Source organism: Pseudomonas sp. SWRI179 (genome assembly GCF_014268705.1).
GTDB classification, from domain to species: domain Bacteria; phylum Pseudomonadota; class Gammaproteobacteria; order Pseudomonadales; family Pseudomonadaceae; genus Aquipseudomonas; species Aquipseudomonas zanjanensis.
This window is the reverse complement of sequence record NZ_JABWRA010000025.1, coordinates 70,526-90,477: the sequence shown is the minus strand read 5'-3', so window position 1 is coordinate 90,477 and position 19,952 is coordinate 70,526. Positions and strand designations below refer to the sequence as shown.

The following is a 19,952-nucleotide window of genomic DNA, read 5'->3' as shown; positions in this document are numbered from 1 at the left end:
CGGTGTATCTGAACCCTGAAAGAGAGCTTACTGTGATCGCAAAAGTGGCATAACAAAACGGTGAACGCGACAACTACCTTGAAAAACGCCGTGGGAGCGAGCTTGCTCGCGATGGCGGTGGGTCAGTCGACAAAGATGCCAACTGAACCGGCGCTATCGCGAGCAAGTTCGCTCCCACAGGGTTCTGTGTCGAACCGAATATCAGGTTCAACACCAACCCATTGTGGGAGCGGGCTTGCTCGCGAAAGCGGAGTATCAGGCGACATTGATACCGACTGAACAGACGCCTTCGCGAGCAAGCCCGCTCCCACAGGGGATTGGGGGTGTTGCGGACATTTCGATCGCCCCAAAAACAACTGTGTGCGAGCCTGCTCGCGATAGCGGAGTGTCAGGCAACAATGATGCAAGCTGAACCGCCGCCTTCGCGAGCAGGCTCGCTCCCACAGGGGATTGGGGGTGTTGCGGACATTTCGATCGCCCCAAAAACAACTGTGGGAGCGAGCTTGCTCGCGATGGCGGTGGGTCAGTCGACAAAGATGCCAACTGAACCGGCGCTATCGCGAGCAAGTTCGCTCCCACAGGGTTCTGTGTCGAACCGAATATCAGGTTCAACACCAACCCATTGTGGGAGCGGGCTTGCTCGCGAAAGCGGAGTATCAGGCGACATTGATACCGACTGAACAGACGCCTTCGCGAGCAAGCCCGCTCCCACAGGGGATTGGGGGTGTTGCGGACATTTCGATCGCCCCAAAAACAACTGTGTGCGAGCCTGCTCGCGATAGCGGAGTGTCAGGCAACAATGATGCAAGCTGAACCGCCGCCTTCGCGAGCAGGCTCGCTCCCACAGGGGATTGGGGGTGTTGCGGACATTTCGATCGCCCCAAAAACAACTGTGGGAGCGAGCTTGCTCGCGATGGCGGTGGGTCAGTCGACAAAGATGCCAACTGAACCGGCGCTATCGCGAGCAAGTTCGCTCCCACAGGTTTTAAAGCAGTGACCACTCCAGGGAAGTGATCAGCCACCCTCACTCAATCAAACATTCGGGCAAGGAACCGGTGCCCAGTCGCCCAGGTCCGGGTTTTTGCACATGCTGTTGACCTGAGTGGTGCCAGCGCTGGCGACCTGCTTGCTTTGATCCTGCTTGGCCTTGGCGTCCTGCAAGGTTTTCTCAGTGGCGACCGCTTCTTTAGGCACGGTTGGCAGTTCTTTCTTCTTCGCCGGCTGCACTTTCTTGATTTTGGTCTTGTTGGTGGTCTGCGCCACAACCTGCGTGGTATCGGCAGTGGCCACGGTCACCACGTCAGTACGCTGCACACCCACTTGCTGCAGGTCTTTCTCGTAAGCCTGGGTGTAGTTGTTCAGGTCTTCGGAAGCCTTGCCGTTGACCGCAACGATCAGGTCGTTCGACTCTTTCAGGCCAGCGACGATTTCCGCCAGGCGCTTACGGCCCTCGGTGTCGTTGATGGTCTTGGCCTTGCGGTCGGCAACCAGTTTGCTGAACGCGTTCTGGTAGCACTGCTGCGAGGTCTTGGCGTAGGCGGTGCTACGGTCGATGTCCGAAGCGCTTTTGCTGACATCAGCAGCGTAGGAAGCGATGCGCATGTTGTCATCGGCGATCTGCTTCTGGCGCTCGGTGTAATAACCGGCGGCACCACCGGCCAAGGCGCCGCCCGCAGCACCGATGGCGGCGTTGCGACCACGATCTTCCTTGTCAGCGGTCAGGGCGCCCAGCAGCGCCCCGCCGACCGCGCCAACGGCCGCACCGGTGACAACCGACTTGGTCATGTTGCCTTCGGTGGCGCGCAAGTGCTGCACCGGCTCGTAGCAGTTCGGGTAGTACTCGACCTTGGTGCTCGACGCGACCTTGGACGTCGGCGACGTGGCGCAGCCGGTCAGTACGGTGCTGAAGCCGACAGCGACCATCAGCAAGTGACGCTTGGAAACCGAAGCCAAAGGTTTACGGGAGAAAAGCATAGTTGTGTTCTCTTTTAAGTGTTGACCAGCTCAGCACGGCGCTATCGCCGCCTGAGTCCCTTCCAAGCTCGCTGACAACGAACACTCAAGACCGCTGAGCGTTCGATGCGAGCAATTCCTTCAATATCGCCGCCGGGTCGGCTCGTTTTTGCTGACGATAATCCCCGACATGACGAACGAATAACGTTGCACGCGTCACCAGGCTCTTGCCCAGTACCGGCTTGCGCTCCAACTCTTCCTTGATGCGTTGAAACTGCGCCTGGATCACGGCATCGGTGTAGCGCGTGCCGGTGGCCAGGTTGTCGATGTAGATCGCCACCGCGCCATCCAGCGCGCTGCGGCCGTTGTCGATGGCCGTGGCGAACAGCGTGGCGCTGGCCTCGTCCTTGGCGTCCAAGGCGGCTTGCCGACTGTTCTGCAGATTGGTCAGGCGAATGTTGTAGTTGTTGACGGTCTCGGCCACCAGGGCCGAGGACTGGATCAGGTTGCCCGCTGCTTCCTCGCGCTGCTGGGCGATGAGCGAGACGTTGCGCTTGAGCTCTTCGTTGACCAGGCCCAGTTCGGCTTGCAGGCGCGGATCGACGCTGGCGGCGATGATGCTGTCCAGGCGCTTGGTCGGGTCGTCGGCGTCGTCGATGGCGTCGGTCAGCGACGCGAGCCGCCCCTCTTTCTGCCATTGGGCGAACAATTCCTTGTAGCGCGAACGCGGCGCCGACAACGCGCCGACGGCCACGCGAAAACCGGTGGTCTCGTTGCTTTGCTCAGTGCCATCTGCCGTGAACAACGGGTACTCGCGGCGCATGCCGGTGAACAGCGTGCCCTCGCCTTCCAGGTAGTTGCCGCCCTTGACCACGAAGCCGCCATAGGCGCCCTGGCGGCGACCGGCATGCACCAACTGGAAGGATTCCTGGACCATCTCGGCAGCGTTGCCCACCACATCGAACAAGCCGATGGGGTTCGGCAACTTGGTGCCGATGGGCATCAGCCGCGCCGCCTGGCCAGTGCCGCCGGCGACCTGGTTGAACACCGCCCAATCGGCCAGGGGGCCGTCGCTTTCACTGCCTTCCAGGCGCCGAGGGAACAGACGCCCCTCCAGGTCCTGACGACTCACGGCTTGGCCGCCACGGGCAGCGAATTCCCACTCGACTTCCGTTGGCAAGCGCACGAAACCCAGCCCGCCGTCTTCGGCGGAGGTGCCGCGACCGCTCACCGGCAGCAAGTCCTTGTGGTATTTCATCAGCCAGGCGCTGTACACCGCCGAGAAGCGCTCGGCCTCGAATTTCGACAGTTTCACCTTGGGCAAACGCCCGGCCACGCCTTGGGGCAACTCGGCTTGCAAGGTTTCGCAGGCCGGCGCCGCTTCGCCGCTGGCAAGCGATTGGGCCTGGGCCATGACCTGGGCGTATTGCCGCGCCGTGACCTCGTACTTGCCAATGAAGTACAGCATCGGCTTGAGCGGCGTCTTGGCGTCGGTCTTGGGCATCAACGGCGTGATGGTCGTGTTCCAGTCCTTGGGCAGGTCCTTGAGGGTGAACTGGCCGTTGATGAAGTCGCGCCGGTAGCCGGAAATGAACGACTGCTGATAGCCCGCCTCGCCTTCGCTGAACGGGTAGCCGAGGCTGATCTCGCGGTCATCCAGGGTGCCCTGGGCGAGGATGTAGACGTAGCGGAACACCATCTGGCCTTCGCACGGCAGCGGCAGGCTGACGTCGTCGGGCAATGGCTTGGGGTTGTCCAGCTTGTCCGTGGCTTCATCAGCCCATGTCAGGCTGGCGAGGCTCAGCGCCACGGCGGCGCCCAATAACTTATACATCGCGAATTCCTTCACACGCCTGGATGCGCGCCACTCGCCAGCCGCCGCAAGCCGCCGCGACGGCGCTGACGCCGAGCACGGCCACCAGGGCCAAGGTGTAGTGACGCACCAACAGATGACTGGCGTATTCGCCGGGCATCTGTGCAAATAAATAATTCAGGCCCGACTGCGCCAGGCCATACAGGCCGGCACTGAGCAGGGCCGCAAACGTGGCGCTGTAGAGCGCCTGCAACACCACGAACAGCAACAGCGCCGCGGTGGAAACCCCCAACAGGCGCAACACCGACAATTCCCGACGCTTACGCTCGACCGCCGCCAAGGCACCGGCAAAGATCGCCGCGAACGCGCCGGCCAAGGCCAACCCGGCGATGATCCAGAACACGATCGACAGGTTGCGGCTCAACGATTGCACTTGTGCGATGGTCTGGGCCTGGGTCGATACCAACAGGTTCTGCCCGGCGAAATACTGCCGCAGCGGCTCGACATCGCCGAGGCTGCGAGCATACAAGCGAAACGCCGGATACACGCGCTGCCCGGCCTCGCCCACCGCATCGCCCGGCCAGCCGAACGCAGGCACGGCACGGCCGTCGCGGTAATCCTCCGCCGCCTCCAGCAACGCCAGCGGCGCGAACAGACCGTCCCGGGCGAAGGCTTCCAGCGGCAGCACCTGCAGCACCTGCACGCGGGTGCGCTGGGCCTCGCTGCGACCGGCCACCTGCCGGCCGAAACTGGCCTGCAGCCAATCACCCGCCTTGGCCCCGAGTTTTTCAGCGGCGGTCTGGCTGAGCACCACTTGATCCAAGCCTTGGGGCACCGGCAAGTGATCGAACAACGGATCGTTGGCCGCGGTGGGAATCATCTCGACCGTGACAGCCGACGCCTCGCTGCTCAAATCCGCCGTGGCGGCGATCTGCCGGGTGCGCGGCAAGGCAAAGGCCACATCACCGCGCTGGCTCAATTGGTCGATGAATTCGGCACCGAAGCGACCGCCGCCCAAGGGGATGATTTCCCGGGTGGCCGGGTCGTTCTGCAAGCGCTCGGTCAGGCTGCTGACCAGGCCGAACTTCAAGCCGAACAACACCAGCAACGGCGCCACCACGGCCACCAAAGCCAGCACCGAGCAGGCCGACAGCCAGGCATCGTTGCGGTAATCCTGCCAGGCCAGGGAAGCCACCAGCGCGCCGCGCATCAGCAGGCCTCCCCGAGTGTGGCGGTGACACCGCCGTCGGCATCGCGACGGCAACTGATGCGCCGTACCTGCAAGCCGCTGGCCCGGGCCAGCGCTTCGTCGTGGGTGGCAACTACGCAGCAGACGCCGTGTTCGCGGGCCTGGGCCACGAGCAACTGCATGACGCGCTCGGCGTTCAGCGGGTCGAGGGCGGCGGTCGGCTCATCGGCCAGCAACAGGCGTGGGCCGTGGGCCAACGCCCGGGCACAACTGACCCGCTGGCGTTGGCCGACGGATAAGTCCGCCGGTTTCTTGTCCAGTTGATCGGCAATGTCCAACTGCCCAGCCAGGCGCGTCACGCTAGCGTCATCCTTCAAGCCCAGCAATTTGCGCGACAACGCGATGTTGCCACGCACATCCAAAAAACCCAGCAGGCCGCCGGTTTGCAGAACATAACCCAGGTAACGGCTGCGCAGCTCGGCCAAGGTGCCCTGTTGCGACGCACGCCACAATTTGGCGATGTCCAGCGGCGTGTCGGCGGGCGTGAAATCGAACTGCCCGGCCTGATCCGGCGCCAACACCAGCGCCAACATATCCAACAAGGTGCTCTTGCCACAGCCGCTGGGGCCGACCACCGCCAGTTGTTCACCGCCGCGCAAATGCAGCCGTGGAATCACCAGGCTGTAGCGCTGGCTGCCGGCGCCCCGGCTTTTGTGCACGGCGTTCAGGGTCAGCATCACGGCAGCGTCGACAACGGAACGCGGTACAAGGCGTCGCCCGGCTCGGCGTCGCCGAAGCGCACCCAGTTGGCGAGGTCGTTGTGGAAGGTTTCGTAGAGGCGGATTTTCGAATCCAGCTCGTCGATGAAATCTTCCTGCTCGGCCACGCTCAAGGACAGCCACAGGTCCTGGGTCATGTTCAGCGACTTGCTGCGGTACGGCAGCCCTTCCAGGTACTCGCCAAGAATCCCGCCATCGGCGAGGTTGCCCCCCTTGCGCAGGGCCGACGGGTCGCGGCTCATGTAGGCACTGGCGCTGGCGATTTCCTGGAAGAAATCCTTGGGCGAGCTCTGGGTCTTGCGGGCCGCGTCGACGATCAGTTTCAGCGACTGTTGCAGGTCGTTGAGTTGCAGCTTGGTCAGCATCACGCAGACCTGGAACGCCGGCAGCGCCGGGTTGGTCAGGTCGCGGTCGGCGGTCCAGGCGCTGACCAGTTGCGGCGCCTGGCTGGCGGATTTGCGTCCCAAAAAGTCCATGTGCATCGCGTAGCCGACCGCGGCCGATTTGTCGGCCAGGCTCGGCGCGGCGCTGAGCAGCGGCACGCTTTGCGGCTTGTTGCTGCGCACCTGGTGCACCAAGTCGGCGAACACCGAACCGATCTCGTCGACCCGCTCGCCGAATTTGCGCACATCCGCGCCGGGCACCGGAATGTACAGGTCGCCGATCTGCGGGTTGGCGTCGGCGGTCAGGGTCCAGTATTGGCTCTGGGCGCCGGCATGGGTTTTCTTGCCGGCGTCGCTGAGCAGGTGCAGGGCGTAGATCTTGATCTGCTTGCCCAGCGCCGCCTGGCGCACTTCGGCCTCGTTCATTTGCGTGGCGGCAAACGGGTCGTTCTTGCGCAGGGCGCCGGCGTCGGTGACCAACAGGATCAAGCGCCCGCCGTAACCGGACCAGTCCATGCCCTCGACGGCTTCCATGACCCCGGCGAACGCATCTTCGTTGAACGAATGGCTCGACACCGTGGAGGCCTTGACCTGCCGTGCCAGCTCCATGAAGCGTTGCGGGTCGCGGCCCTGTTCGAGGGTGATCAAGGTCTTGGCGACGTATTCCAGGCCCGGGGTTTTCTGGATGCTACTGCGGAAACCCACCATGCCGAAACTGACACTGTCCAACTCGCCGCGCTCGGCGATGCGGGTTTGCAGTTGATGGACCACATCGCGCACCTGGTCGATGTAGGGCTGCATCGACACGGTGGTGTCCACCACCAGCACTACGGCGGTGCGGAATGCATCGGCGTTGGCAGTGGTGATCGGCGTGTTGTTGTTCGAAGCCCTGGGCGTGTTGCCCGGATCGATGGACGCCACATTCAGCAACTGCACCGGCTGGCCGTTCTCATCGAGGCTCTCGCGGGAATCGAAGATCGGCAACAGATAGAACTGGCTCTGCGGCACGGCGCTGGCGGCCGGTTCCAGGGCCAGCACTTGTTGATCTTCCTGGGGGCTCTGCTGGGCCTTGAGCAGCACGTTCTTGGCCGCCGAAGGGTTAGCCAGGAGCTTTTCCACCTCGCCGGGCTGACGCAGGAACATCACCGGCGCACGGCCGGAACGTTCAGTGAACTTGAGCACCAGGCTCTGCTTCCAGTCGCTGACCTGGGCGGCGGGCAACCAGCCGTCGCTACGCCCGTCAGTCGCCGCGCCGACGCGCACCCAGGCGCTGCCATCCACGTCCTTGCGCTGGTAAACGTACAGCACGGAGAACGCTGGCAGCGCCTTGCCCGGTGCGGCGCCCGGCGCCTCGGCGAGTTTCGCCCCCGGCTTGCTGAGCACGCGCTGGAACAGGGTTTTCTTGCCGGCCATCAAGAGCGGACGCTGGCCGCCATCGGCCTCGGTCGTCACAGGGGGCTGAGCCGCAGGGATGACGGGTGGTTTGACCGCTGGCACTTCCGGGGCCTTCGGCGGCTTCACTTCCGGTGGCTTGACCGAGGTGTTCGTGGCCACGGGCGTCTTCACGTCCTTGCCATCGTCACCGGCCAACCACCAATAACCCGCGCCACCCAACGCCAGCGCCACGGCGACCGCAACGGCGGCCAGGGCGAACACCGGCCCCTTGCGCTGCTCCGACACCGAGGATTGAACCGTCGGTTTTATCGGCGGCGGAACGGGTTTGGACTGCGGTTGTGACGGCGGAGGGGAATAAGCCGGGCCGCTCGGAATATCGATGGACATGGGCGTCAAGCCCGCCAAGTCATCCACCGCAGGCGGCGTGACCGGCAGTTCAAACGACAACGGCCGGATCAGCGTCGCTTCCGCCAATGCCTCAGGCAGGTTATCCAACGCCCGCAGCAACGCCGCCGCGTCCGGGAAACGCTCCGCCGGGTCCTTCGCCAGCAACTTGCGCAACACGTCCTGGTAACGGCCGTGATGCACCGGTAACTCCGGCAACGGCTCGGTCAGGTGCGCCAGGGCCGTGGAGAGTGCGTCGTTGCCGGTGTACGGCAGTTTGCCGACGAGGATTTCGTAGAGCACCACGCCCAGGGCATACAGGTCGGCGCGACCGTCGATGTCTTGCCCACGGGCCTGTTCCGGGCTCATGTAGCTGGGCGTACCCACAGCAAAGCCAGCCTGGGTGAACTGGGTGCGGTCGTCGAGGGACTTGGCGATGCCGAAGTCCGAGAGCACCGCCGTGCCATCGGCGCGGAACAGGATGTTGGCCGGCTTGACGTCACGGTGGACCAGGCCCAAACCGTGGGCATAACCCAATGCCGAAGCGATCTGGCGAATGTAGGTCAGGCCCTGCTCCGGCGTCAGGCCCGCGGCGATGCGTTCCTTGAGCGTGCCGTTGGGCAGGTATTCCATCGCCATGTAATACAGCTCACCGACGTTGCCGATGTCATGGATGGTGACGGTGTGCGGATGCGACAAGCGCGCCAGGGTCTTGCCTTCGCGCAGGAAACGCTCGCAGAAAGTCGGGTCGGCGGCCAGGGCGGCGGCCATGACTTTCAACGCCACCTTGCGCTCCAGCGAACGCTGGGTCGCCAGGTACACGCTGGCCATCGCACCTTCGCCGATCGGCCCTTCGATGTCGTAGCCGGGGATGACAATGTTCAAGGTCAAGCTCATGACGGCACCTTCACGACCACCACGGTGATGTTGTCCGGCGCGCCGCGCATCAGGCCCAGGGACACCAGGCTGCTGGCGATTTCGCCGGGCTCGTCGTGGCTCAACACTTCACGGATTTCATCGTCCTCGACGGTCTTGGTCAGCCCGTCGCTGCACAACAAGTAGCTGTCGCCAGGCACCAGCAGCAGTTCGGTCAGCGCCACGTTCAGTTGCGCCTCGACGCCGATGGCCCGCGTGACGATGTTGGCCCGTGGATGCACGCGCGCCTCGGCTTCGCTGAGCAGGCCGCTGTCCTGCAAGTCCTGGACATAGCTGTGGTCCCGGGAGACGCCTTCGAGCACGCCGTCGCGCAGGCGATACAAACGGCTGTCACCGGCCCACAGGCACATGCCACGCAAGTCGCGGACGGCCAGCACCACCACGGTGCTGCCCATCATCGTCACGCCACGGTTGGCGGTTTCTTCACGCACGGCGGCGTTGACCCGCAGCAGGTCGCTTTGCAGCGCCGCGACGTATTCGTCCAGCGAACGCCCCACGGCAATGCCGCGCAGGCTGTCGACGATCAGGCTGCTGACGTAGTCGCCCGCCGCGTGCCCGCCCATGCCGTCGGCCACGACCCAGAGGCCGTTTTCCGGCAGGTCCAGGCAGGCGTCTTCATTGACTTGGCGGACCATCCCGACATGGCTCTTGCTTGCAGACTTGATTGCTTTTCCGGCACTTGGACGCATCTACACAACACCTTCTTGGCCGAGCAAAAATTGCGCAAAATCAGCCGCCGCCGGCAATCCCCGGCAGCGCATCAAACCCGGGGCAATGCGCTCCGATCCCTGGCCCCACCACAGGCTCACACCTTCACAGGCCGCCTCGGCCAGGGCGCTCATGCGCCGCTGCGGGTCGCTGGCATCGAAGCGATGCAGGCTGGCGAAACGGCTGCTCGGCGTGCGCGGCAGGTACATCGGGCTGCCGAGGGTTTCCAGTTGTTCGTTGAACGCCTCGAAACTGGCCTCGACGCTCAACGTACTCAACAACAGGTTCTCGACCCGCTCGAACCACTCGTCCGCGCCGCCCACCACCGAGGCCGGGTCCGCGTCAGGCTCCAGCAGCACGGCAATGGTCAGCGGAAAATAACGACCGACCCGATCGATGCTCGGCATCACCACCCCAACAGCGGCGTCCGGGCCACACACCCCCGGCGCGACCATGAAGCGCCACAGCGGGCTGACCAGATAGGCGTCCAGCCAGCGCTCGCCGAGGCTGGTCTGGCTGGCGAGCAAACCCGCCGCCAGCCACGAATCCCACGGGCCGATAAAACTCTGGGGCAAGCCACGGCTGACGAAATCGCCGCGGCTGGCCAACTTTCCATAGAAGCCCGGTGTACTCATAGCCGCTCCGGCAGGCTGAAGCCGCTGAGCACCCGGCTCTTGAATGGGTTGAAGGCGCTGTTGGCCCGCAGCTCATAAGAGGCGCTGGCGCCGTCGACCCGCAGCCGCAGGTTGAAGCGGTCCGGCGAGTTGCCGGCGGTCAGGTCCGATTGCTCCAGCAGCCGGAACCAGGCCCACGGCCCATCCAGGGTGATGCCGGAGCGACCGTTGGACGACGGCGGCATGATCGAGATCCGCACCACGCCGATGCTGCCCGGGTTCGGCCACTGCATGGCGGTCGGGCGGCTTGGGCCGTGGTCGTAGCTCAGTTGCTGGCCGTCGAGGTCGAGCAGGAACTGGGTGATGGTCGAGTCCATCGCCACCGGCTTGAGCTCGAAACGCACCATCGGCTGCGTGCCGCCGGAACGGAAGAACGCATCGCGGATGGTCGCCGCGCGCTGGAAGGTCTGCAGCACGCCAGGGGCGATGCCGAGCTTCTGCGCCGCGCCCGGTTGCCAGCGCCAGGTCGGGGTCGAGGTGTCGACGTAGGGTTGCAGGTACTTGCGGAAGTAGTTGTCCATCACCCCGCCGACGCCGAAGAACTGACCGAAGTCATCCAGGGTCGCGTCCCGCGCGCTGCCTGGCGACATCGGATAGCGCCCGGCCAGGGATTGGCGATAGATGTTCACCACTTCGCTGGTCCAGGCGGCGTTCAGTTGGTTGCGCACCCCGCCCATCATGCTGTTGGTGGTGGAGTTGACCACCGACTTGACCAGGCCCTGCACCAGCGGCGGCTGGCGTTCTGCGTTGAGGCTGACGCGGGTGGCGGCGGCCGAGGCCTGGTTCTTGGCTTCGCCGAGCAAGGCGTCGCCGCTGGCACCGACCATGGCGCTGACCTGCACGTACAGGGCGTTCATGTCCGCCAGCAGGCCGTCGATAGCCGCCGGCTCGCCTTCGCTTTTGCTGACGATGCTGTTGAGCTCGGCGAAGTGCGCGGTGATCGGGTCATCGCTTTGCGCCGGTGCGTTTTGCGTCGCCTGCTCCTGGCCGAGCAAGCTGCCCAGGCGTTCCTTGAGTTTGTCCACACCGCCTTCTACCGGCGCACCTTGGGCGGCCAGCAGGCGTTCGTCCTGTTGCAGGTCGGTTTCCTTCGCCACCGCCACCAGCAGTTTTTTCAACGGCGAGGTCGGGCCGGAAATCACCCGCAGCACATCGGCGGCCTGGGCCACGCTGGTGATCGGCACGAAGTCGATGTCGGCCAGCAAGGCGTCCCATTGGCGCAGATAATCCTGGAAGTACAGGCGACGCACGTCGGCGGCCAGGCTGGCGACGTTCTGCTGGTCGGCCTCTTCGTGGCCCAGCACCCATTGCTCTTCGGCCAGGGTGCCGGTCTGGCTCAGGCTGCTGAGCAAGAAACCCTGGCGGTAGCCCTTGACGGTGAAGAACCCGCTCAAGGGTTCGCCCAATGGCTTGCCGCTCTTGCGGCTGAACACCAGCGCTGCGTCACGCCCGGCGGCTTCGTTGATGCGGAAGTCCGGGATGCCTTCGGGCAGTTTCTGGCGCTTGATCCGGTCATAAACCCGCTGGGCCACCGGCAATTGCTGCAACTGGCGGCGCAGGTCTTCGACCAGGCGCGGGTCAAGGCGCGCGAGGGGCGGACGCCGTTCGAACAGCGCCTGCAAATGCCCGGTCAGGGCCTGGCGCTGCTCGGCCGGCAAATCCCGTGGCAGGCTGCGATCCCAATCCAGGGCGATCCAGGCCTTGATGAAGTCGGCGTCGTAATGCTCGGTGTCGGCAAGCATCAGGTAGGCCTTCAAGCCTTCATAGAGGAAATCCGAATTGCCACCGCTGTGCAGTTGCTCTTCGATGCGCGTTAGCAGGCGTGGCGCGAACACCGCGATCAGCAGCTTGCGATAGACGCTGCCGGACTCGGCTTCAAGCATGTCGCCTTGGTACAGGCCCAGGCCTTCGGCCCAGCTCGGGGCGTCGTCGGCCAGGTGCTTCACCGCGTTGAGCAGCGGCAACACCGCGAGTACATCCCGTTGTGCCGGGCTGAGGTTCTGCACGGTCTGGCCCAATGGCGCGACCTTCTGATCGACCTGGGCGATGTAGGCCTGGTTGGCGCGGTAGCTGACCCACCACAACGTGCTGACCACCAACACCAACACCACCGTGGAAGCCAGCACACCGCGGGCGATCCACTTGCGTCGCCGCTCGACTTTCGGATCGACGCCCACCAGCCCACGCTCGGCGAAGGCCACGGCGGTGAAGAGTTTTTCGATGAAGTAGCTGCGCCCGGTGCCGGTCTGGCGCGCCAGGTGCTGGCGGTCCAGGTTCATGCTTTGGGCCATGGAGCCGATCAGGCGATCGATCGGGCTGCCTTCCTGGGTGCCGCTGGTGAAATACACACCGCGCAGCAACACCCGCTCTTCGAAGGCGTTGGGTTTGAACACGCCCTCGAGGAAGCTTTGCAGGCAATCCTTCAAGGCGCCGAACTGCTGCGGGAAGCCGTAGATCAGGTCACGCCGCGCCGGGTCACGCTCTTGTTGCAGGCGCTCCACCAGGCGGTCGTTGAGGCGCTGCTCAAGGCCGGTGAATTCGCTTTGCAGGTGCGCCAGCGGGCTGTCGTTGCTCTTGCCATCGTCCAGGGCGAAGGTCATGCCCCAGACCTGGGCGCGCTCTTCCTTGCTCAGGGTGTCGAAATACTCCATGAACCCCGGCACGAGGTCGAGCTTGGTGAGCATCAGGTAGATCGGGAAGCGCACGCCCAGTTGGGTGTACAACTCCTGGATCCGCAAGCGAATCGCCGCGGCGTGGGCGGCGCGCTCGGCGTCGCTGCCCAGCAGCAGGTCGGACAGGCTGATGGCGATGAACGCCCCGTCAATCGGACGTCGGGCCCGTTGTTTTTTCAGCAGGCCGAGGAAGCCCAGCCACGCGGCCTTGTCGATGGTCGCGTCGCTGTCCTGGGTGGTGTAGCGGCCGGCGGTGTCGAGCAGGACCGCCTGGTCGGTGAACCACCAATCGCAATTGCGCGTACCGCCGACACCGCGCACGGCACCGGCGCCCAATTGCGCGGCCAGCGGGAAATGCAGCCCGGAGTTGACCAGGGCGGTGGTCTTGCCCGAACCCGGCGGGCCGATGATCACGTACCACGGCAGCTCGTAGAGGTTACGGCGCTCGTCGCCGCCCAGCTTGGCTTTCTTGAGCAGGGCCAAGGCTTCGTCCATGCGCTGGCGCAGGGTTTCGAGTTCTTCGGCGGTGGCGATGCTGGTCGGGTCCGGCGGGGTTTGCGCGGCCAGGCTGCGCATCACTTCGGCGGCCTGACGGCGGGCCTGGATGATGCGGAACACCCGATAGGCGATCCACACCGCGAACACCAGAATGATCAAGGCCCAGCGCCGGCCTTCGGGCACCAGCCAATCGAGCAGTGGGCCGACGAACCAGATGATCAGGCTCAGGGCGATCAGCCCCAGCAATGGGATGACCCAGCGGGTCATAAAACTGAAAAACGCCTTCACTCGACCCCCTCCGCCAATACTGTGATTTCAACCCGACGATTGCGCGCACGCCCCTCTGTGGTGGCGTTGGACGCCAGCGGCTCGGTGTCGCTGCGGCCCTCGGCGCTGAAGCGCTCGGGCTGGCCGGTCTTGGCCGAGAGAATTTGCAGCACCGATTGCGCCCGCGCTTCGGACAACGCCCAGTTGGACGGGAACCGGAGGGTGGCGATCGGCCGATTGTCGCTGTGGCCGGTGACCAGGACCTGGCCCTTGACCTTGCGCACCGCATCGGCGATGCGCAGCATCAATGGCTGGAAATCGTCCTTGATGCTGGCGCTGCCCGAGGCGAACAGTTCATCGCCACGGATGGTCACCACCGAGCGGTCGACGGCATCTTCCACCGCAATGCGGTTGGCGCGGATTTCGTCGGCGAGGAAGCCGGCCAGGCGTGGGCGCTCGATCACTTTCGGCTGCACCACGGGACGGTCGATGGTCTGCACCGGGATCTCACCGAGGAAATGAATGTTCTTGAACACCGGCTCGGCATCGGAGGCCAGTTTCATGCGCAGGCCGAACAGCAGGGCCAACAGCAGGGCCACGCCAATGGCCACGGCGATCCATGGCGGCATGAATTGCGCCAGGCGATCGCGGGCCACGGTGACCCCACGCCAGTGCGGCGACAGCTCGCGCTCATAGTCGCCCCGGGCGCTGCGGATCACCGCGCTGGTGCGCTCACGCAACGCTTCCAGTTGGCTGCGACCGTCGTTCATTACCCGGTAACGCCCTTCGAAACCGAGGCACATGCACAGGTACAAAAGCTCCAGCAGATACAGGCGCTCGCGGGGGCTTTGCAGGCAATGCTCCAGCAACTGGAACACCTTCTCGCCGCCCCAGGCTTCGTTGTGCACGGTGATCAGCAGGCTTTGCTTGCCCCAGTCGCTGGTGCCGCCCCATGGGGTGCTCAACACCGCTTCGTCCAAGGCGGTGCACAAGGCGTAGCGGGCCAGCAACACATCGTTGCGCACCACGCCGGCGGCCTCGGCGCGCTCTTCGAATTGGCGCAGGTAGGCCAGCAGTTGCGCACGCAAACTGGCCGGCGCCGGGTGGGCGATGGTGTTGCGCAGGCGCGTCAGCAAGGCCAGCAACGGGCCGGCGGCGCTTTCCAGCGGGTTGAGGCCCTCGGCCTTACCGGTCAGGACCGGCGCGGCCGGCATCGACAGCGGCGCGGACGCCGGCGCAGGCTGGGGCCGGCCAGGGTCCGGGCGAAATGGATCGGCGCCACGGCCACCGGGCGTCGGCATGAACTGGGTACGATCGTCGTTGCTCATCGCGAATTATCCTCGGATCGCCCAGAACGCCAGGTTCAGCCCTGGGAACTGGCCGGCGATGTGGAACGCAAAGCCGCCGGAGTTGCTCAACTGCTGCCAGTGATCGCTGCCCCGGTCGAGTTCGTAGTAGGTGGAACCGGCGTGGTACGGCAACTGCCGTGGCGCCACCGGCAACGGCAACAGGCCGATGCCCGGCAATTGCAGATTGACCAGGTCACGGATGTGCTCCACCGAACCGACCTTGCTCTGCTGGCCGAAGCGGCTGCGCAGGGTTTCGGCCGGCACGTCGGCGCGCACCACCAGGATGAAACTGGCGCTGTCGAGCAGGGTCTTGTCGGCCAGCATCGCCACGTGGATGCCGTAGGCTTTTTCGACAATCGGAATCGGCGTCGCCTTGCTGTCGATCAGCATCGACAGGGCTTCGCGCAGGGCCTGCATCACTGGCGCGTAGCTGAGCGCCAAGTCATCGTGCTGGTAAGGCGGGTACTGTTGCGGTCGTCGCCCGGAGGCGGTGAACGTGGAGAACTCCCCGGCCAGGCTCACCAATTCGCTATAGAAGCGCTCGGGGTGCAGCGGGCTCAACTGGCTCAGGTGCTGGATCAGCGGCTGGGCGCGGTTGACCAGTTGCAACAGCATGAAGTCGGCAATTTCCGAGGCGCCACCGGCACCGGACGCCACCACCCGCCCGGCCAACGCTTCGCCGCGTTGATGCAGCAGGCCCAGCAATTCGCTGCGAAACGCCGCCAACGGTTTGGAGGCGATGACATCCAGCAGCGGCGGAATGTAGGCGTCGTCGAGCACCAGCGCACGGTCGGCGCGTTTTTCCTTGATGCGCACCACGCCGATGGCGGCGTAGTCGCCGATGCCATCCTGTTCGGTCAACAACCGCAGCGCCCGGGAGCCGAGGGCCACCGGCGCGCGGTTTTCGAACGGTGCGTTGTCGTCGCGCACTTCGCAGACCTGGCTCACATACCGCGCAGCGCCGAGGTCTTCGCCTTCATCCACGGTGTCGCGGGCACCGGCACGCTTGAGTGGCAACGCCAGGTACACCAGGCCATCGCGCAGGTTGTCATCGACGTTCAGCGGGGTTGGCGCCAGGTCATCCTGGGGAATATTGAACGGCGTACCGTCCGGCAACAGGCCGCGCGCCGAAATGATCGCCAGCTTGCCCTGGGCCAGCAGGCCCTGGTCGATCAGCAATTCGGAAAAACCCCAGGCGCCGGCCGACAACGGGCGGCTGCGGGCGTCGATGAGGTTTTCCAGGTAACGGTCATGCTGTTGGAAGTGCTGCGTTCCAATGAACATGCCTTCCGACCAGACCACGCGATTGTTCCAGGACATGGGGGCTCCGATTGCTTATTGGGCAGGGCTGGATGGGGGAACGACGACGGCGCTGCGCACGGCGCGCACATCGAGGCTGATCTGGTATTCGGTGTATTCGCGCGCCGGGACATTCATCACCGTGCGCCACAGCGACTGGTCCAGCTCGCGATAGCCCACCAGTATTCCGATGTGCCGCGTGGCCGGGTCGAGGTCGCGTTGCAGGCTCAATTGCTGGCCGGGCTGGATCAGCACCTCGTCCTGGTCGATCAGGTCGGCGCCCAGCGTGGCCTGGGCCCGTTCGGCCAGGGCGAAATAATCGGAGCGGCCGAAGGTCGCGGCATTTTTCAGTTCGAAAATGCGCACCCGGACCGGGGCCGGCTGGCCGGTGGCGCCGGGGTTGAGACCGGCAATGGCATGGAAATGCAGCTCGATGGCGGCGGTGTCGGCCTCAGCTTCTTCGGGCTGGGGGTTGGCCGCATCCTTGGCGCACGCCGTCAGCAGAAGCGCGGTGGCAACTGCGAGTAAAAACCTGGGAATCATCCTGCGTCCTCAATGACGTTTGAGCTATCCGTTGTTGTCTTGATCAGTCTTGTTATAAGGCGGCGGCGCTTAACGGCGTCGCTGTCGTGTGCTGTGTTCTTCGTAGGCGCGACTGAACTCGCGACCGAACAGGTCCTGGAAATCCTCCTGGGCTTCCCGGGAAATGTTGCTGTAGAGCTCGGTGAACTGCTGCCAGTACTGGGCCTGTCGCGAGCCGCTGAAAATACCCGACAGTCCGCCGGGCTTGGCCATGCGCTCTTCCAGTTGCGACGGCTCGAAGCGCCCCAGCAAATGCTTGATGGCCGCCTCCACACCGGCCATCACCGCCAACTGGTGGGCGCGCAAGTCATCGAAACTGTCCCGCACCGCCGCGTCCGGGGCCATGAACGCCTGGTTGCCGTGGCGCAACAGCAACAGCAGGGCTTCATCGACATTGGGGGCGAACTTCAGCGGGTTGTTTTCCACCGGCTGGATCATCGTCTGCTGGATGCGGAACTCACCCTTGAGGCTGCTGCGGGCGCGCAGGACATCGATCAGGCCTTCGACCATCAAGCGATAACTGCGCCCGATATTTTCCATCTGCGCTTCGGCGTTGGCCTTGTCCAGGCGCAACTGGTCCAGCCCGGCACCGCGCAGGAAGGCTTGCAGCAAGTCGGGCTGGGCAGACTCGGCCGGAGCAGTCGGAGTCACTGGAGCCACCGGGGTAACCGGCGCAACAGGCGAAACGGGCGGTGCGACCGGGGGCTCGACGCGGGTGACCGACGCTTCAGGCACGGGGGCCGGCGGCGGTGCAATGATGTCAGCAAAGATGTCGGCGAGCGGCGGCTGCGCAACAGGCGTCGCGACTGGCTCGACCACCGGCGGTAACGGCACCGGCGGCGGGGCCACGGGCAGCGGCGCAACCGCCACCGGCGCAGGCTTGTCGCTGAACGGGTCCCAGTCGTCGGGTATCACCGAGGCGGACGGCGCTATCACCGGCTCGATCACCGGCGGCGGGCTCGGCTGGGCAATCGGTGTCGGTGGGCGGAAATTGTGTTGCTCGGCCGGGACATGGTCAGGCTGGGTGGCCGGCGGGACGCTGCTCGGCGCCAAGAAATCGAACAGGTCCGGCAGGGTGTCCATGGCCGACACACCCTGGAAATGCGCAGGTACCTGGACCGGCGATGGTCCGGGGATCGGCGACGGCGAATATACCGGCGCGCTCTGTTGCCCCATCAAGGCCTCGAAGCTGCTGGGGGACTCGGCGAACGGGTTGCTGTCGGTGACCGGCAGGCTGAAATCCACGCGAGCCTGGATTTCATAATCACCGATGCGGATCACTTCGCCGTCTTGCAGGGGTTCGCTGTTGCCCTTGCGCAGGCGCACGCCGGCCTTGACCAATTCCACACCATTGGTGCTGTTATCGGTCAAGTAATAACGCCCGTCTTTGTATTGGATAACGCAATGTTTACCGGACACCAGACGCTCAGGGTCTGGTAATACCCAGTCATTATCGGAATTGCGGCCAATTGCCATCACCCCCTGGTCCATGGACTTTTCAGAACACTGGCCTGGGGTAATTTTGTGATAACTAGTGATAGTCAAACACAGCGGCATCTTGCCTCCTTGCTGAATACTTCGCGCGCGGGCGGGAGTGAGGGTTTGAGGCCCTGACGACCCGCCGGCAACCTTGCCAACAACCGTGGGAACGGCTTTTTGCCAGCATGATTGCTGATCATAACCGGCTTGCGTGACAAAAACCCCACGTCAGTTGCCGCTTCGACCGGTGGGTCGGGCAGGCTGTTAAGCGCATCACAACTGTTACATAGGGCATACACAGGCGAAATAGCTTACCTTGACAAGCGATAAGTACTACACCAAAAATGCACAACTTCTTGAATATACATGATGGCACTTTAAAATCATCGCAGATCTAAAGGGCCATTACCGTCAAGGAACATGTGGAGTTTCATCCGAAACTTGCGTGTGAACTGCCCGACTTCTTCAAGCGGGTGATAGGGAGATCGATCCAAGTGGATGTGCCTTTGCTGCTCGCCGCCGTTTCCGCGACTTCGCCGTGCGGTGAAGACCTGGAATATGACGCGGATTTCCTGCGCCTGGAGCGCGATTCCCGGGGCCAACCCGAGCGCAGCATGGGCGATTCGATCCTGCCTGCCGAACCCCCTGAATGGCGCAGCATCCAGCAGCAGAGCCTGGACTTGCTTGCGCGCAGCAAAGACCTGCGCATCACCCATTACCTGATGCAAAGCTCCCTGGCCCTCGAAGGCCTGCCGGGCATGGCCCGTGTGCTGACGCTGATCAGCGAGCTGCTCAAGCAATACTGGGCCGAACTGCATCCGCGCCTGGACGCCGATGACGACAACGACCCCACCGTGCGCATCAATGCCCTCGCCGGCCTGACGTCCGATGTCACCATCCGCCTGCTGCGCGAGAGCATCCTGACCCGTTCGCGCACCTTCGGTGCCGTCAGCCTGCGCGCCGCCGCCAATGCCAGCGGCCTGCAAAGTTTCCCGGATGAAAACCTCGGCGCCGAACAGCTCGCAGGGGCCCTGCTCGACAGCGATCCCGAGCAGTTGGAGATCACCCGTGCCGCCCTGCTGGAAGCGCGCAGCGCCGCCGAAGCCATCGAGCAGCAGGTCAGCGACCAGGTCGGTTCCGCCCAAGGCGTGGACCTGGGCCCGTTGAAGCAACCGTTGAAAATGGCCCTGCAGATTCTCGGTCAGTTCGCCCCGCAGAGCGGCGACAGCGCCCAAGCCGAGCCCGTCAGCGACGACAGCGCAGCGCCCACCGAACATGCAGGTGTCACAAGTGCACCGCGCAACACCAATAACAGCACCAGCACCGTTAGCGGCGACATCAACAACCGCGACGACGTGCTGCGCAGCCTGGACCGGATTCTCGCTTACTACACCCGTCATGAGCCCTCCAGCCCGCTGCCGGTGCTGTTGAACCGGGCCAAGAATCTGGTGCACGCCGACTTCGCGGCCATCGTGCGCAACCTGATTCCCGACGGCATGAGTCAATTTGAAAACCTGCGCGGCCCAGACAGCGAATAAAAAGCGAGCGGATCACGCAGTCACGTCACCGGCACCCCCGATGACGCCAACACC

Annotated in this window: 13 protein-coding genes; 1 reads left to right on the top strand and 12 read right to left on the bottom strand. The window is 64.3% G+C overall.

The genetic code is table 11. The annotated features are described in order from the left end of the window. Nucleotides 1-1,032: 1,032 nt before the first annotated feature. The 12 genes from tagQ to tagH form a co-directional block, all read right to left on the bottom strand. Complete coding sequence (tagQ, locus tag HU767_RS16020; protein ID WP_186710235.1) at nucleotides 1,033-1,974, bottom strand: type VI secretion system-associated lipoprotein TagQ; 942 nt, start codon at nucleotides 1,972-1,974, stop codon at nucleotides 1,033-1,035. Nucleotides 1,975-2,059: 85 nt separating this feature from the next. Continuing rightward, complete coding sequence (locus tag HU767_RS16015; RefSeq protein WP_186729967.1) at nucleotides 2,060-3,802, bottom strand: SUMF1/EgtB/PvdO family nonheme iron enzyme; 1,743 nt, start codon at nucleotides 3,800-3,802, stop codon at nucleotides 2,060-2,062. After that, on the bottom strand, nucleotides 3,780-4,976 hold the full coding sequence (locus HU767_RS16010) for an ABC transporter permease (RefSeq protein ID WP_186710240.1): 1,197 nt from the start codon (nucleotides 4,974-4,976) through the stop codon (nucleotides 3,780-3,782). Before HU767_RS16010 ends, HU767_RS16015 begins: the two co-directional genes overlap by 23 nt. Then, on the bottom strand, nucleotides 4,976-5,692 hold the full coding sequence (locus HU767_RS16005; protein ID WP_186710283.1) for an ABC transporter ATP-binding protein: 717 nt from the start codon (nucleotides 5,690-5,692) through the stop codon (nucleotides 4,976-4,978). Before HU767_RS16005 ends, HU767_RS16010 begins: the two co-directional genes overlap by 1 nt. Continuing rightward, nucleotides 5,692-8,793, bottom strand: a complete 3,102-nt coding sequence (locus HU767_RS16000) for a serine/threonine-protein kinase (protein WP_186729966.1) — start codon at nucleotides 8,791-8,793, stop codon at nucleotides 5,692-5,694. Before HU767_RS16000 ends, HU767_RS16005 begins: the two co-directional genes overlap by 1 nt. Continuing rightward, entirely contained in the window at nucleotides 8,790-9,521 is a 732-nt protein-coding gene (locus HU767_RS15995; RefSeq protein ID WP_186729965.1) for a protein phosphatase 2C domain-containing protein, read from the bottom strand. The genes HU767_RS16000 and HU767_RS15995 overlap by 4 nt, the downstream gene beginning before the upstream one ends. Then, on the bottom strand, nucleotides 9,522-10,175 hold the full coding sequence (gene tagF / locus HU767_RS15990; protein ID WP_186729964.1) for a type VI secretion system-associated protein TagF: 654 nt from the start codon (nucleotides 10,173-10,175) through the stop codon (nucleotides 9,522-9,524). Then, nucleotides 10,172-13,672, bottom strand: a complete 3,501-nt coding sequence (gene tssM, locus HU767_RS15985; RefSeq protein WP_186729963.1) for a type VI secretion system membrane subunit TssM — start codon at nucleotides 13,670-13,672, stop codon at nucleotides 10,172-10,174. Before tssM ends, tagF begins: the two co-directional genes overlap by 4 nt. Next, nucleotides 13,669-14,979, bottom strand: coding sequence for a DotU family type VI secretion system protein (locus tag HU767_RS15980; RefSeq protein WP_186710249.1), 1,311 nt, complete (start codon nucleotides 14,977-14,979; stop codon nucleotides 13,669-13,671). The genes tssM and HU767_RS15980 overlap by 4 nt, the downstream gene beginning before the upstream one ends. A gap of 6 nt (nucleotides 14,980-14,985) precedes the next feature. After that, a complete protein-coding gene (gene tssK, locus HU767_RS15975; RefSeq protein WP_116833753.1) occupies nucleotides 14,986-16,320 on the bottom strand; it encodes a type VI secretion system baseplate subunit TssK in 1,335 nt (444 codons plus the stop codon). Between the two features lie 15 nt (nucleotides 16,321-16,335). After that, nucleotides 16,336-16,842: a type VI secretion system lipoprotein TssJ gene (gene tssJ / locus HU767_RS15970; protein ID WP_060740022.1), complete on the bottom strand. Its 507-nt coding sequence runs from the start codon at nucleotides 16,840-16,842 to the stop codon at nucleotides 16,336-16,338. 69 nt (nucleotides 16,843-16,911) lie between these two features. Next, nucleotides 16,912-18,438, bottom strand: coding sequence for a type VI secretion system-associated FHA domain protein TagH (gene tagH / locus HU767_RS15965; RefSeq protein WP_186729962.1), 1,527 nt, complete (start codon nucleotides 18,436-18,438; stop codon nucleotides 16,912-16,914). A 416-nt stretch (nucleotides 18,439-18,854) separates the two neighbouring features. Between tagH and tssA the strand changes: the two genes are divergently transcribed. Then, nucleotides 18,855-19,898 (top strand): type VI secretion system protein TssA, encoded by a 1,044-nt coding sequence (tssA, locus tag HU767_RS15960; RefSeq protein ID WP_186729961.1) that lies wholly within the window; start codon nucleotides 18,855-18,857, stop codon nucleotides 19,896-19,898. Nucleotides 19,899-19,952: the final 54 nt, after the last annotated feature.